Annotated in this window: 11 protein-coding genes; 7 read left to right on the plus strand and 4 right to left on the minus strand. The window is 69.7% G+C overall.

Annotation, left to right across the window (positions count from 1 at the left end):
- Nucleotides 1-67: 67 nt before the first annotated feature.
- Nucleotides 68-1,042 carry a glycosyltransferase family 2 protein gene (locus E1218_RS14705; protein ID WP_233712231.1) on the plus strand — a complete coding sequence of 325 codons (975 nt, stop codon included), beginning with the start codon at nt 68-70 and terminating at the stop codon, nt 1,040-1,042.
- Nucleotides 1,043-1,123: 81 nt separating this feature from the next.
- Here E1218_RS14705 and E1218_RS14710 read toward each other — a convergent pair whose 3' ends face one another.
- The gene (locus E1218_RS14710) at nt 1,124-2,203 is read right to left on the minus strand and encodes an ABC transporter ATP-binding protein (protein ID WP_132320341.1); all 1,080 of its coding nucleotides are present in this window, start codon (nt 2,201-2,203) and stop codon (nt 1,124-1,126) included.
- A 249-nt stretch (nt 2,204-2,452) separates the two neighbouring features.
- Here E1218_RS14710 and E1218_RS14715 point away from each other — a divergent pair, with 249 nt between their 5' ends.
- The gene (locus E1218_RS14715; protein ID WP_132320343.1) at nt 2,453-3,484 is read left to right on the plus strand and encodes a LacI family DNA-binding transcriptional regulator; all 1,032 of its coding nucleotides are present in this window, start codon (nt 2,453-2,455) and stop codon (nt 3,482-3,484) included.
- A 118-nt stretch (nt 3,485-3,602) separates the two neighbouring features.
- Here the strand turns inward: E1218_RS14715 and snpA are convergent, their stop codons facing one another.
- Complete coding sequence (snpA, locus tag E1218_RS14720; RefSeq protein WP_132320345.1) at nt 3,603-4,268, minus strand: snapalysin; 666 nt, start codon at nt 4,266-4,268, stop codon at nt 3,603-3,605.
- A 200-nt stretch (nt 4,269-4,468) separates the two neighbouring features.
- On the minus strand, nt 4,469-4,942 hold the full coding sequence (gene soxR, locus E1218_RS14725) for a redox-sensitive transcriptional activator SoxR (protein WP_132320347.1): 474 nt from the start codon (nt 4,940-4,942) through the stop codon (nt 4,469-4,471).
- Nucleotides 4,943-5,295: 353 nt separating this feature from the next.
- On the opposite strand from soxR, the gene E1218_RS14730 reads away from it, so the two are divergent.
- Nucleotides 5,296-7,233 (plus strand): DEAD/DEAH box helicase, encoded by a 1,938-nt coding sequence (locus tag E1218_RS14730; protein ID WP_132320349.1) that lies wholly within the window; start codon nt 5,296-5,298, stop codon nt 7,231-7,233.
- 46 nt (nt 7,234-7,279) lie between these two features.
- On the opposite strand, the gene E1218_RS14735 is transcribed toward E1218_RS14730, so the two are convergent.
- Nucleotides 7,280-8,368, minus strand: a complete 1,089-nt coding sequence (locus E1218_RS14735) for an aminotransferase class V-fold PLP-dependent enzyme (protein ID WP_132320351.1) — start codon at nt 8,366-8,368, stop codon at nt 7,280-7,282.
- A 138-nt stretch (nt 8,369-8,506) separates the two neighbouring features.
- On the opposite strand from E1218_RS14735, the gene E1218_RS14740 reads away from it, so the two are divergent.
- The 4 genes from E1218_RS14740 to E1218_RS14755 all read left to right on the plus strand — a co-directional run.
- The gene (locus E1218_RS14740) at nt 8,507-11,689 is read left to right on the plus strand and encodes a penicillin acylase family protein (RefSeq protein ID WP_132320353.1); all 3,183 of its coding nucleotides are present in this window, start codon (nt 8,507-8,509) and stop codon (nt 11,687-11,689) included.
- 27 nt (nt 11,690-11,716) lie between these two features.
- The gene (locus E1218_RS14745) at nt 11,717-12,298 is read left to right on the plus strand and encodes a YbjQ family protein (protein ID WP_132320355.1); all 582 of its coding nucleotides are present in this window, start codon (nt 11,717-11,719) and stop codon (nt 12,296-12,298) included.
- Nucleotides 12,288-13,637 carry a GH1 family beta-glucosidase gene (locus E1218_RS14750; protein WP_132320357.1) on the plus strand — a complete coding sequence of 450 codons (1,350 nt, stop codon included), beginning with the start codon at nt 12,288-12,290 and terminating at the stop codon, nt 13,635-13,637. The genes E1218_RS14745 and E1218_RS14750 overlap by 11 nt, the downstream gene beginning before the upstream one ends.
- The coding region (locus E1218_RS14755; protein ID WP_233712232.1) for an MFS transporter at nt 13,634-14,701 on the plus strand (1,068 nt) is incomplete at its 3' end. The genes E1218_RS14750 and E1218_RS14755, both read left to right, overlap by 4 nt.

Raw genomic sequence — 14,701 nt, forward strand, 5'->3', positions numbered from 1 at the left:
GAAAACTCGCGCAAAGCTCCGATCTGGATACTAGTGGGGCCGACGTGCTCGGGTTGGACGGATGAGGATGACGATGCGGTTGAGCCTGGTGGTGCCGTGCTTCAACGAGGTCGAGGTGATCGAGCGGTTCCATGAGGCCGTCAGCCGCGACCTGGCCGCGATCGGCCGGCCGTACGAGATCGTGTACGTCGACGACGGCAGCGACGACGGGACCCTGGACGCGCTGGTACAGCTCGCGGACACCGATCCGTCGGTGCGCTACCTGTCCTTCAGCCGCAACTTCGGCAAGGAGGCCGCGATGCTGGCCGGCCTCCGGTACGCCGCCGGCGACGCGGTGGTGATCATGGACGCCGACCTGCAGCATCCGCCGGAGCTGATCGCGCGGATGCTGGCGCTGTACGAGCGCGGCTTCGACCAGGTGATCGCGCGGCGCAACCGGATCGGCGACCCGGCCACCCGGACGCTGATCGCCCGGCTGTACTACTGGCTGATCAACAGATGGGCCGACGTCGAGCTGACGGACGGGGTCGGCGACTTCCGGCTGCTGTCCCGCCGGGCCGTCGACGGCCTGTTGGAGCTGGGGGAGTACAACCGGTTCTCCAAGGGCCTGTTCGCCTGGATCGGGTTCGAGTCGATCCTGTTCGAGTACGACAACGTGAAGCAGTGCGGGCGGAAGAGCCGGTGGACGTTCCGGCGGCTGCTCGAGTACGGGCTGGACGGCCTGCTCTCGTTCAACAACCGCCCGCTGCGGCTGGCGATCTACGTCGGCCTGTTGATGACCGCGATCGCTGCCGGGTACGCCGTCTGGGTGATCGCGGTGGCGGTCCTGCACGGGGTCGAAATGCCCGGGTACGTCACGCTGATCGCGGCGATCATCGGGCTCGGCGGTCTGCAGATGGTGATGCTCGGGGTGATCGGCGAGTACATCGGCCGGATCTACTACGAGACCAAGCAGCGCCCGCACTACCTGGTGAAGCAGACCAACCTGAATCCGGCGGACCACCCCGCGACCCGGGACGCCCGGCGTCGCCGGGTCACCTGACGTCGTCACCGTCCGGTGGACAGGCGACGGCCCCGGGTGGACGAACCACCCGGGGCCGTCGCCGTACGACCTAGGAGCTGATCAGGCGGTCAGCCGCTCCTCGGTGGAGGTGGAGAACAGGTGCAGCTTGTCGGGCAGGGCCGCCAGGTGGATGGTCGAACCCTTCTCGACCGGCATCCGGGCGTCGATCCGGGCGACGATCTGCTGGTGCTCGTTGTTGTGCTCCGCGGTGCCGTAGAGGTAGGCGTCGGCGCCAAGCTCCTCGACCACGGCGACGTGAACCGGCAGGCCCTGGTCGGCGACCTTGAAGGCCTCCGGCCGGACGCCCAGGGTCAGCGTCTTGTCGTTGCCGGCCTTGGCCAGGAGGCTGCGCTCGAGCGGGACGATGTAGTCGCCCAGCTTCGCGCCGCCCTCGGTGATGTCCGCGGTCAGCAGGTTCATCGCCGGCGAGCCGATGAAGCCCGCGACGAACTTGTTCTTCGGGTGGTCGTACAGGTTCAGCGGGGTGTCGACCTGCTGCAGCAGGCCGTCCTTCAGCACCGCGACCCGGTCGCCCATCGTCATGGCCTCGACCTGGTCGTGGGTGACGTAGACGGTGGTGACGCCGAGACGCTGCTGCAGCTCGGCGATCTGGGTGCGGGTCTGGACGCGCAGTTTGGCGTCGAGGTTCGACAGCGGCTCGTCCATCAGGAAGACCTGCGGGTTACGGACGATCGCGCGGCCCATGGCGACCCGCTGACGCTGACCACCGGACAGTGCCTTCGGCTTGCGGTCCAGGTACTCCTCCAGGCCGAGCAGCTTGGCGGCTTCCTGCACGCGCTTGGCCCGGTCCTCCTTGGAGACACCCTGCATCTTCAGCGCGAAGCCCATGTTGTCGGCGACCGACATGTGCGGGTAGAGCGCGTAGTTCTGGAACACCATCGCGATGTCGCGCTCCTTCGGCGGACGGTGCGTGACGTCCCGGTCGCCGATGTAGATGGAGCCCTCGTTGACCTCTTCGAGGCCGGCGAGCATCCGGAGCGAGGTGGACTTGCCGCAACCCGACGGGCCGACGAGAACCATGAACTCGCCGTCCTCGATCTCGAGGTTGAGCTTGTCGACGGCGGGCTTGTCGGAACCGGGGTACACCCGGGTTGCCGCCTTGAAAGACACAGTGGCCATGACGATTACATCCCTTCACCGGCAGGAACGTGCCGGACGATCCGAGTAAAGGCCCCCGGGCGGGGGTGCGCTTATCCTCACCCGGCAGGCTCGTCCTGACAAGGTGTACGGCGTGTGACGTGTGTGTTCTGTTCACGTAGTGGACAACTGTGCGCAGTCCGGGGCAACCCCACGCCGGGCTTGCAGGATCTTGCAGGATCTTGCAGGATCTTGCTGCAAGAACAACGTCCACTGGGTACAGTGCCGGGCGTGAGCAGCAGAGCACGGCTGGCGGACATCGCGGCCAAGGCGGGGGTGAGCGAGGCCACGGTCTCGCGAGTGCTGAACGGCAAGCCGGGGGTGGCCGAGGAGACCAAGCAGTCGGTGCTGACCGCGCTCGACATCCTCGGGTTCGAACGGCCGACCAGGTTGCGCCGCCGGTCGGCGGGACTGATCGGGCTGGTGATGCCGGAGCTGATCAACCCGATCTTTCCCGCGTTCGCCCAGGTGATCGAGTCGGCGCTGTCGCAGCGCGGGTTCACGCCGGTGCTGTGCACGCAGTCGCCGTCCGGGGCGACCGAGGAGGAGTACGTCGAGATGCTGCTCGAGCGCGGCGTCTCCGGGATCATCTTCGTCTCCGGCCTGCACGCCGACACCGGTGCCGACCACGAGCGCTACCGGGCGCTGGTGGACCGGCGGCTGCCGGTGGTGTTCGTGAACGGCTGGCTGCCGGAGGTGGAGGCGCCGTTCGTCTCCTCGGACGAGTTCGCCGCGATGGAGCTGGCCGTGTCCCATGTCGTCGCCCTCGGCCACCGCCGGATCGGCTTCGCCTCCGGGCCGGAACGGTTCATCGTGGTGCAGCGCAAGCTGGCCGGCTACCGGACGTCGATGAAGGCCCAGCTGGGCCTCGCGGACCACGAGTTCGACAAGCTGGTCGCGTTGAGCATGTTCGGGGTCGAAGGCGGCGCCGCGGCGGCGCAGCAGCTGCTGGACGCCGAGGTCAGCGCGGTCATCTGCGGCTCCGACATGATGGCGCTCGGGGTCATCCGGGCGGCCCGCCAGCGCGGTCTGTCCGTCCCCGGCGACGTCTCGGTGGTCGGCTACGACGACGCCCCGATGATGGAGTTCACCGATCCGCCGCTGACCACCATCCGTCAGCCGGTCCAGGCGATGGGCCTGGCCGCGGTCCAGTCCCTGCTGGAAGAGGTCCGCGGCCACACCACCCCGCACACCGAGTTCCTGTTCCGCCCCGAGCTCGTCGTCCGTGGCTCGACCGGCCCCGCGACAGGTCAGAACTGGTAACGAAGCCGAAGGTCCGGCGGCGACAGGATACGTCTCATATCGTGTTCTGGCGCCGGACGGGACTTCGGCCCGGACCGTCCCCTGCCGGGCGGTTCCGGGCCGAAGGGCCTGGGGTCGCCTACTTGCTGTAGGCGGCCTTCGCGGCGGACGCGATGCCGTTGGCCCAGAGCTGGTCCACCCGGGCGCGCTCGTTGGCGTCCGGGTAGGCGTTGGTGCAGGACGGGCCGGGGCCGCCGCCGGACATCAGCTCGGAGCAGGGGCCGGAGTAGTGGTCCGGCAGGCCGAGCACGTGGCCGGTCTCGTGAGCGGTGATGCGGAGCGGGTCGTACTGCTGCGACTGGGCGTAGTCCAGGAAGATGTAGCCGCGGCCGTGACCGTCGGTGGAGGCGTACGAACCGCGCGGGTCGTTGCCCTCGGTGTAGTAGAAGTCGTAGCTGCTGCCTTCGACCAGGGTCACGTTGTCGACCGACGAGTTCCAGATCGACGTGCTGGAGTTGATCTGGTTGCGGAAGGTCGGCGCGTCGACGGCGTAGGTGACGGTGACCGCGGCGGCCGCGTTGCCGGCCTTGGCGCGCTTGGCCTGCGCCGACTTCATCACGGCGTCGTAGAAGGCCTTGGTGGCGGCCTGGTCCTGCGCCGAACCGGTGTACGCGGCACGGGTGGCCGAGGTGGACACGGACGGGGCCGCCGGTGCCGGGGCGGGGGACGCGGCGGCGAAGGTGGGGACGGCCAGTGCGGCGGCGGCGAGCCCCGCGAGCGAAGTCAGGATACGGCGATGCGACATGGAGGCCTCACTCCGGATCTGTGGCGGAAAGCGACCAGCGGATTACTGTTCGCTACAGACCGGATGCTGCCAACACTCCGGACATTCCGCACCAGATCGGGAAGAACTCGGGGGTTAACCCTCGACTGGCCGCCGCGGTTCTATGGGTGTCATAACCCGCTGCCTATGTCGATCCGGACAGTCGTTCGACCGAATGCCGGTCACTCGCCGGGGATGCCGACGTTCAGGATGCGGGCGCCGGGGCCGCGCTCGGCCAGCCGGTCGGCCTTGTTGTAGAGGTTGCAGCGCTGCAGGCTGAGGCAGCCGCAGCCGATGCAGCCGTCCAGGTCGTCGCGCAGCCGCTCGAGCTCGGCGATCCGCTCGTCGAGCCGGCTCCGCCACGACCTCGACAACCGGCTCCAGTCGGCGCGGGTCGGCGTCCGGTCGTCCGGCAGCGAGTCCAGCGCGCCCTTGATCTCGGCCAGCGCCAGCCCGACCCGCTGGGCCGCCTGCACGAACGCGATCCGGCGCAACGTGCTCCGCTGGTACTGACGCTGGTTTCCGGCCGTCCGCCGGGACCGGATCAGGCCCTGGTCCTCGTAGAACCGCAACGCCGACGCGGCGACTCCGGACCGGTGGGCGATCTCCCCGATGGACAGCCAGTGATCCTTACTCGGAACGTTCTCCTCCGCCATACCGCCACCCTAGGACGAGCGCGCAAGAACTCAAGCTCACTTGAACTACAGGGCAGGCCAGTGGGGTGGCTGGTCTGGTCGGGTTCCCGGGTGGTCAGGGGACCGGCCGGGGTCGGGTATACTTTCTTGTGTCGGTGCGCGCGTCGCGTCACCAGAGATTTTCCCAGGCGCTCCGACCCGTCGGTTTCAGCATCCGGCTGAAGGTCCCCGGCGACATGGGTGCAACGCGATAGCACCCGCAGGTCGATGCCCGTCTCCTGCTCAGCACGTCCAGACCGGTCACAGCTGTGACCGGCCTTTCTGTGCGGTTGCGATCCGGCCATTCGTCCGTGACGTTGAGAGAGAGTTCTTGCGTGACCCAGCACCACCAGGAAAGCTTCCCCGCCGACGGCAACCAGGCCGACAGCCGGATCAAGAAGCCGCGGCACAAGAAGTTCCAGACCCAGTCGTACGGCGAGCGGATGGCCGCGCAGGCCGGCACCGACGACACCCGTGACAACCGTCGTGGCGACAACCGCCCGGTGAAGGGCTACCGCGCCGACCGCACCACCGAGCCCCGACGGTCCGACGACGACCGCCGGTCCGACCGTCCGCAGTTCAGCCGCGACGACCGTCCGCAGGTCAACCGCGACGACCGGCGGAGCTTCGGCCGTGACGAGCGGCCGGGCTACAGCAACCGGGACGACCGCGGCCGGTCCGACCGCCCGCAGTACAGCCGCGACGACCGTCCGCAGGTCAACCGCGAGGACCGTCCGCGGTTCGACCGGTCCGACCGCCCGCAGTACAACCGGGACGACCGTCCGCAGGTCAGCCGGGACGACCGGTCGGGCTATCGGCGGGCCGACCGGTCGAACTCCGCCCGGGACGAGCGGCCGTCGTACCGGCGGGACGATCGCGGCGAGCGGCCGTCGTACCAGGAGACCAAGCGGCGGGAGGAGCCGGTGGATCTGGGGACTGTTGCCGCGGACAACCAGTTCGCCGCCCTCGGCCTGGCGCCCCGGCTCGTGCAGCGGCTGGCCCGGGACGGCATCACCGCGCCGTTCCCGATCCAGGCCGCGACCATCCCGGACGCGCTGGCCGGCAAGGACGTGCTCGGCCGCGGCCAGACCGGCTCCGGCAAGACGCTCGGCTTCGGCCTGCCGACGCTGACGCGGCTGGCCGGCGGGCACACCGAGTCCCGCCGCCCGCGCGGCGTGGTGCTGGTGCCGACCCGTGAGCTGGCGATGCAGGTGCACGACGCCCTCGAGCCGCTGGCGCACGTGATGAACGTGTCGCTGAAGCTGATCGCCGGCGGCCTGCCGTACCCGAAGCAGATCGAGGCGCTCCGTCGCGGTGTCGACCTCCTGATCGCGACCCCCGGCCGGCTGATCGACCTGTGTGAGCAGGGTGCGGCCGACCTGGGTGCGGTGGAGGTCGCCGTCCTCGACGAGGCCGACCACATGTGCGACATGGGCTTCATGCCGGCGGTCACCACGCTGCTCGACATGACGCCGCCGGAGGGGCAGCGGCTGCTGTTCTCGGCGACGCTGGACAACGACGTCGACACCATCGTGAAGACGTACCTGAAGGACCCGGTCACGCACTCGACCGAGTCCGGCCAGGCCACCGTGACCACGATGGAGCACCACCTGCTGGTGATCGAGCCGGCGCACAAGCAGTCGCTGACGGCCGAGCTGGCCAGCCGCGACGGCCGCACGCTCGTGTTCGTCCGCACCAAGCTGGGCGCTGACCGCGTCGCCACCCAGCTGCGCGACCGCGGTGTGATGGCCGCAGCGCTGCACGGCGGCCTGACCCAGGGCGCGCGGAACCGGACGCTCGACCAGTTCAAGGACGGTTCGGTACCGGTGCTGGTGGCAACGGACGTCGCGGCTCGCGGCATCCACGTCGACGACGTCGGCCTGGTCGTCCAGGCGGACCCGGCGGCCGACCACAAGGACTACCTGCACCGGGCCGGGCGGACGGCGCGGGCCGGTGGCAAGGGCGCGGTCGTCACCCTGGTCCTGCCGCACCAGCGGCGCGGAATGGTCCGGCTGGCGGAGTCGGCCGGTGTCGAGGCCGCTCCGGTGAAGGTCCGTCCGGGCGACGAGCTGGTCACCGGACTGACCGGCGGCAGCAAGCCGTCGGGGTATCCGGTGAAGCTGCCGGCGCCGAAGCCGCAGCGGTACGGCAAGGGCGGCGGCAAGCGGTTCGGCAGCAGCCGCCCGGGCCGCGGTCACGACGGCCGCGGTGGCAGTGGTCCGCGCCGGGGCAACGGCCCCCGCCGGACCGAGAACCGGTCGTACCAGCGCTGATCGACCGAGGGCCCTGGTTCTCGTTGAAGGAAAACCGGGGCCCTCGTCAGGTCAGAACGGCCCACAGCCTCGCCAGTACGGCGGCGATCTCGTCGCCGGTCAGCGGGATGAGCTCGAACATCAGCTCGTTGGCGTCGACCCGGTCCGTCATCACGTAGATCGACGGCACTCCGGCCTCGAGTTCCGTGGCCACGCGCTTCGCGTCCGGCACCCGCACGACGGCGCGTGACACCTGCAGACCGGTGGGATCGGGGACGACGTCCGCCGACACCCCGGGAATCCTGCCGACGGCGTCGACGAAGGCGACGACCTTCGCGAGCTCGTCCGCCTCCCACTTGACCCGGTCGACCGCCTGCCACTCCTCGAGTGCCGCCAGGACACCGATCACGGCCTCCTTGGTCGGCTTCATCACCCGGCCGATGCCCTTGTCCTGTGCCCGGATCGACTGCACCAGCGGCCAGCTGCCCGCGATCAGTCCGGCGGTGGGGGAGCCGAGGTACTTCTGCCCGCTGACCAGGACGAGGTCCGCGCCCGTTGCCAGCAGGTCCGCGATCCGCGGGAACTGCGCCGCGCCGTCGATGATCGCCGGTACGCCGCGACGATGAGCTGCCCGCACGGCGGCGACCAGGTCGATCGGTTCGCCGGAGGTGAGCCGTGACGACACCAGCAACAGGCACGCGATGTCCGGCCCGTCGAGCTCCTCCTCCAGATCGTCGATGCCACAACGGGTTTCGTCACCGGCGAGGTCGACGTGGGCGCCGGCCATCCGGATGCCCTGCAGGTTGGAGTGGCCGTAGTTGACGACGTGGTTCGCCGGCATCACGACGCGGTTGTGCAGGTCCGTGGTGTCCGGCAACGCCGCCACCCGGCGCGGATCGCCGCCGGTCATCGTGGCCGCGACCGAGAGGGTGATGCCCGCGGCGGTGCAGTGCACGACCGTGCCGGCCTGGGCGCCGGTCACCTGGGCGATCGCCTCACTGGCCCGGTCTGCGAGCTCGTCCATGACGAAGAACTCCGGCAACGCCTGCGCGACGGCCTCCGCCACCCCGTGGGAACTCCGCGACACCCCGAGCGGGGTGTACGTCCCCTTGGCATTGATCACCACACTCAACCGGTAACGATCATGGATGCTCATGGTGCTGCACACAGTAGTGGTCACGGACTGTGGTTGGCGAGAGCCGGACCGCGAGATCTTGACCGCTACCTACTGGTGAGTCATTCTCAGTTTCCGTAACTCCCCTGCCGCTGGTCCTGCGTCCCGAGGGAGAGATCCGTGTCGCCTCGCACCGCCCCGCGAACACCTCGCGCCACCCTTCGCCGTCCGTACCGGACCGCGTTCGCCGCGGTCGCATCGGCCGCCCTGCTCGCTGCCCTTCCCGCGCCGGCCCAGGCCGCGCCGGCGGCGCCGCAAGCCGCCGTCGCAGTGCCGGTCGGCTACTGCGTCGGGCAGTGCGACGACATCGTGACGCCCGGGCAGAACGGGCACGCGACCTTCACGGATCTCCTGCTGTTCAAGGGTTTCGGCACCCGTCCGCCGCATTTCAGCGACTCGCTGAAGCCGTACGAGAACCTCGTCTGGAACTCCCAGGGCATCACCGACGACGACCTCGGTGCGTACTTCGACGACGCGTCGTTCGGGGTGAAGGCCGGCGACGTCGCGAGCACGATCAAGCCGCGTGCGGACGTCACGATCGTGCGGGACAGGTCGCGCGGCATCCCGCACGTCACCGGCACCACCCGGCAGGGCGTGATGTTCGGCGCCGGGTTCGCGGGGGCGCAGGACCGGTTGTTCGTGATGGACGTGTTCCGGCATCTCGGCCGCGGCCGGTTGACCCCGTTCGCGGGCGGTGCGCCGGCCAACCGTGCGTTCGAGCAGGAGTTCTGGCGGACCGCGCCGTACACCGAGGCCGACCTGCAGAAGCAGTACGACGACGCCGACGAACGGTACGGCGCCGACGGCGTGAAGATGCAGCAGGACATCCAGGCCTGGGTCGACGGGGTCAACCACTACATCGACACGGTCGGCATCGCGTACCCCGGTGAGTACGTCGCTCTCGGCCTGGACTGGCCCACTCCGCGATGGAAGGTGACCGACGTGGTCGCCACCGCGGCCGTGGTGGCCGGGATCTTCGGCACCGGCGGCGGACACGAGGTCACGTCCGCACTGGCGTTACTGGCGGCGCAGGCGAAGTACGGCGTTGCCCAGGGCACCAAAGTGTGGGAGTCGTTCCGGTCGCAGAACGACCCGGAGGCGAACACCACCGTGCACAACGGTGCAACCTTCCCGTACGGCGTCACCGGTCCGCACCCGGCCGGACGGGCGATGCCCGATCGCGGCTCGGTCGTTCCGGAACCACACGTCAGCGATCAATCCGTCGTACCTGCGGCGAAGCCGGTGGTGCCGAAGGGCTCGGAGTCGCTGCGGGGCATCGTCGACCAGGGCCTGTTCCCCGACGGCTTCGCCGACAAGGGCATGTCGAACGCGCTGCTCGTGTCGGGGCGGCACACGGTCAGCGGCAACCCGGTCGCCGTCTACGGTCCGCAGACCGGCTACTTCGCGCCGCAGCTGCTGCTCCGCCAGGAGCTCCAGGGCCCAGGTGTCAGCTCGCGCGGTGTCGCCTTCGCCGGTCTGAACTTCTACACCCTGATCGGCCGCGGTCCGGACTATTCCTGGAGCGCCACCTCGGCCGGGCAGGACATCACCGACACCTTCGCCGTACCGCTGTGTGAGCCGGGCGGCGGGACGCCGACCAAGAACTCGCAGCACTACGAGTTCCGCGGCGGCTGCCTGCCCATCGAACGGCTCGAGCGGCACAACGAGTGGTACGCGAGTCTCGGCTCGTCGGAGCCGGCCGGGTCGTACACGTTGGTCGCCCTCCGGACGAAGTACGGGATCGTCACGCATCGCGCCACGGTCGGCGGACGGCCGGTGCTGTTCACCAAGAACCGCTCGACCTACGGCAACGAGGCCGGCTCCGCGCTGGGGTTCATGCAGTTCAACGACCCGGACCGGATCCGGTCCGCGGCCGACTTCGAGGCCGCGGCGCACACCATCGGCTACACCTTCAACTGGTTCTACACCGACAAGACGTCGATCGCGTACTACAACTCCGGTGACAACCCGGTCCGCGCGGCCGGCGGCGATCCCAACCTGCCGACCTGGAGCTCGTACGAGTGGCAGGGCTGGGACCCGGTCACCAACCGCGCGACCTACACCCCGGCCGCCGAGCATCCGCAGGTCGTCGACCAGGACTACCTGACCAGCTGGAACAACAAGCAGGCGCCCGGGTTCTCGGCGTCCGACGGACAGTTCGGCTACAACGCGGTCTACCGCAGCCAGCCGCTCGACGACCGGATCATGGCGGTCATCGACAGCGGACAGAAGTTCACCCGGGGAAAGCTGGTCGAGGCGATGGAGGACGCTGCCACCGTCGACCTCCGCGGTGACCAGGTCCTGCCCTACCTGCTCCGGGTGCTCACGTCGGCCCCGATCACCGACCCGGCCGTCGCCGACGCGGTCGCCAAGCTGACCGCGTGGCGAGACGCCGGCAGTCACCGCCGGACGCCGGACGGGTCGTCGACGGTGTACGACCACAGCGAGGCCATCCGGATCCTCGACGCCTGGTGGCCGCTGCTCGTCCCCGCCCAGTTCAAGGATCTCGGTCCCGAGCTGTACGCCGCCCTGGTCGCGAACCTGAAGATCGACGAGCGGCCGGGTGCGCAGGGATCAGCGTTCCAGAGCGGGTGGTGGGGTTTCGTGCAGCGCGACCTGCGCAAGGTGCTCGGCGATCCGGTGCAGACCCCGCAACCGGTGACGTACTGCGGGGCCGGTTCGCTGGCCGCCTGCCGGACGGTGCTCGCCGATTCGTTGCTCGCGGCCACCAAGGTGCCGGCGACGACGACGTACCCGGCGAGCGGCGACTGCGCGGCGGGTGACCAGTACTGCACGGACCAGATCGTGCACAACCCGATGGGCGGCATCACCCAGGACCGGATTGCCTGGGTCAACCGGCCGACGTACCAGCAGGTGATCGAGTTCCCGGCCCGGCGGGGTGACGACGTGAGCAACCTGGCCACGGGGAGGACCGCGACGGCGAGCAGTTGCGAGCGAGGCTGGTTCGACTCCCCGCCGCCGAACTCCGTGGACGGGAAGCTGTCCACCCGATGGGCGAGCGACTGGTCCGACCCGCAGTGGCTGAAGGTTGACCTCGGCAACGAGCAGGCGATCCGGCGGGTGGTGCTGCACTGGGAGGCCGCGTACGGAAAGGCGTACACGGTGGAGGTGTCGCGGGACGGGACGTCCTGGCGGCGGGTGTTCGCGACCACGACCGGGGACGGCGGCGAGGACGTCGTCCGGTTCGAGGCGGCGCCGGCGCGGTACGTGCGGGTCACCGGGACGCAGCGGGCGACGGCGTACGGGTACTCGCTGTACGAGCTTCAGGTCTACCGGCAATGACGCTCCATGGCCTGTCAGGATGAGGGCATGAACCAGAACTTCCCCCCGAACCCGAACCAGCCGTACCCGCCGCAGCAGGGTTACCAGCAGAGCCCGCCGCCCGGTTACGCGCCACCGCAGCAGGGCTACCAGCAGGGCCCGCCGCCGCAGGGGTACGGGCAGCCCGGGTACGGACAAGCCCCCGGCAACTACCGGCCGGCGCGGCAGAACGCGCCACACATCGCGCCGCCGGGATCGCCGTACCCGGTGTTGGTCTCGACCATGAACGACCTGCCCGGGTACACCGCGGAGACGGTGTTCGGCGAGGTCTTCGGGCTGACCGTGCGCAGCCGCGACTTCGGGTCGAACTTCACCGCCGGCTTCCGGTCGCTGGCCGGCGGCGAGGTGCCGGAGTACACCCAGATGCTGGCCGAGTCACGGCACGTCGCGGTGATGCGGATGTGCCAGATGGCCCAGCAGATGGGCGCGAACGCGATCCTGGCGATGCGGTTCGACTGCACCGAGATCGCCAACACGATGAGCGAGGTCGCCGCCTACGGTACGGCGGTGATCGTCCGCCCGGACCAGCCTGCTCCGAAGCCCGGTGAGGATGATGTGGATGACAGCTGACCTGACCTTCGGCCCTGACTTCCGGTGGGGCGTGTCGACGTCGGCGTACCAGATCGAAGGGGCCGTGGCCGAGGATGGCCGCGGCCCGTCGACCTGGGACACGTTCTGCGCCGGGCCGGGGCGGATCCTCGGCGGCGACACCGGTGAAGTGGCCTGCGACCACTACCACCGGTACGCCGAGGACGTCGCGCTGATGCGGGACCTCGGGGTCGGCACCTACCGGTTCTCGTTCTCCTGGCCGCGGATCCAGCCGTCGGGCGGCGGGCCGGCAAACGCGGCCGGGCTGGACTTCTACGACCGGCTGATCGACACGCTCCTGGGCGCCGGGATCCAGCCGGCGCCGACGCTGTACCACTGGGACACCCCGCAGCCGTTGGAGGACGCCGGCGGGTGGCTGGAGCGGTCGATCACCGACCGCTTCGCCGACTACGCGGAGATCCTGGCCGCGCGGTTCGGCGACCGGGTGCCGATGTGGATCACCGTCAACGAGCCGATGGTGCTCACCCTGATGGGCTACTCGCTCGGCGCGCACGCTCCCGGTCGCGAGTTGATGTTCGACGCGCTGCCGGTCGCGCACCACCAGTTGCTGGCTCACGGCCGCGCCGTGCAGGCACTACGGGCGGCCGGCGCGACGAACGTCGGGATCGCCGGCAACCACGCACCGACCTGGCCGGCGAGCGACAGCGAGGAGGACAAGGAAGCGGCCGCGCTGTACGACAACCTGATCAACTGGCTGTTCGCCGACCCGGTGCTGCTCGGTGCCTATCCGCCGGGCTACGAGGCCGCGATGCCCGGGCCGGTGTCCGACGATCTGAAGGTCATCAGCGAGCCGTTGGACTTCTTCGGGATCAATCACTACGCGCCGGTGTCGGTGGGTGCCGCCACCGGTCGGGCCGACACCGCGGCCACCGACGGGATCCTGCTGCCGCCCGGCGTGCCGTTCGAGCCGCGCTCGCTCGAGGGCTACCCGCGGACCGACTTCGGCTGGCCGGTCGTACCGTCGGCGTTCGGTGAGATCCTGCGCATCTTCAAGGACCGGTACGGCGACCGGCTGCCACCGGTGTACATCACCGAGAACGGATGCGCGTACGGCGACACCGTCGATGACCAGCGGCGGATCGACTACCTCGACGGGTACCTGCGGTCGCTTCGACAGGCGATGGACGACGGCGTCGACGTCCGCGGGTACTTCCAATGGTCGCTGCTGGACAACTTCGAGTGGGCGGCCGGGTACTCGCAGCGGTTCGGGCTCGTGCACGTCGACTTCGCTACCCAGGTGCGGACGCCGAAAGCGTCGTACCACTGGTTCCGTGACGTGATCGCGCAGAGCCGGGGATGATTCCCGAGCCGGGGGTCGTGCCGACGGCGTTCGCCGAGCCGGTCGTCCGGGTCCGGTCGCGCTGGACGGCGGCCGTCGTACTGGCGAACGTCGGGGTCTTCGCCGCCTGGCTCGGACCGATCCAGGTGATCCTCGCGCAACAGTCCGAGGCGGTTGCTCCGGACGACAAGGAGTTCGTGTTCGGTCTGGTGACGGGCGTCGGTGCGGCGGTGTCGGTGGTCGCGAACCCGGTCGCGGGCGCGATCTCGGACCGGACGACGTCGCGTTTCGGCCGCCGGGTGCCGTGGGTGCTGGCCGGCGCGGTCGGCGGAGCTGCCGGCCTGCTCGTGCTGTCCGGGGTCGCGTCGGTCGCGTGGATGCTGGTCGGCTGGTGCCTGGTGCAGCTGTTCGGAAACATGGTGCTCGCAGCAATCACCGCGGCGGTGCCGGACCGGGTGCCGACGCTGCAGCGGGGGACTGTCGGGGGATGGGTCGCGCTGTCGCAGGTCCTCGGCGCGCTGGTCGGCACCGGGCTGGCGACGTACTTCGGTGGGATCGGGGCCGGGTACGTCGCTTGTGCCGTCTTCCTGCTGCTGTCGGTGCTGCCGTATCTGCTGCGGAGCGGTGACGAACGGTTGACGTCGCGGCCGCCGTTGGTGGTGCGCGACTTCGTCCGTGGCTTCTGGATCAGTCCACGGCGCTACCCGGACTTCGGCTGGGGCTGGTTGACGCGGTTCCTGTTCAACGTGGGGAACGCGCTGGGGACGCTGTACCTGTTCTTCTACCTGCAGGACGAGGTCCGCGTCGACGAGCCGGACACCGCCGTACTGATCCTGACCGCGATCTACAGCGTCTGCGTCCTGGTCACGTCGATCACCTTTGGCACGTGGTCGGACCGGATCGCCCGCCGCAAGGTCTTCGTCAGCGCCTCCGGCGTGGTGATGGCGATCGCCGGCGTCGTCCTCGCCTTCTGGCCCACCTGGCCCGGCGCCGTCCTCGGCGCGATCGTCCTCGGCGCCGGCTTCGGCGTCTACCTGGCCGTCGACTTCGCCCTCCTGACCCAGATCCTCCCCAGCGCCCGCGAC

The organism is Kribbella turkmenica (assembly GCF_004348725.1).
Classification (GTDB): domain Bacteria; phylum Actinomycetota; class Actinomycetes; order Propionibacteriales; family Kribbellaceae; genus Kribbella; species Kribbella turkmenica.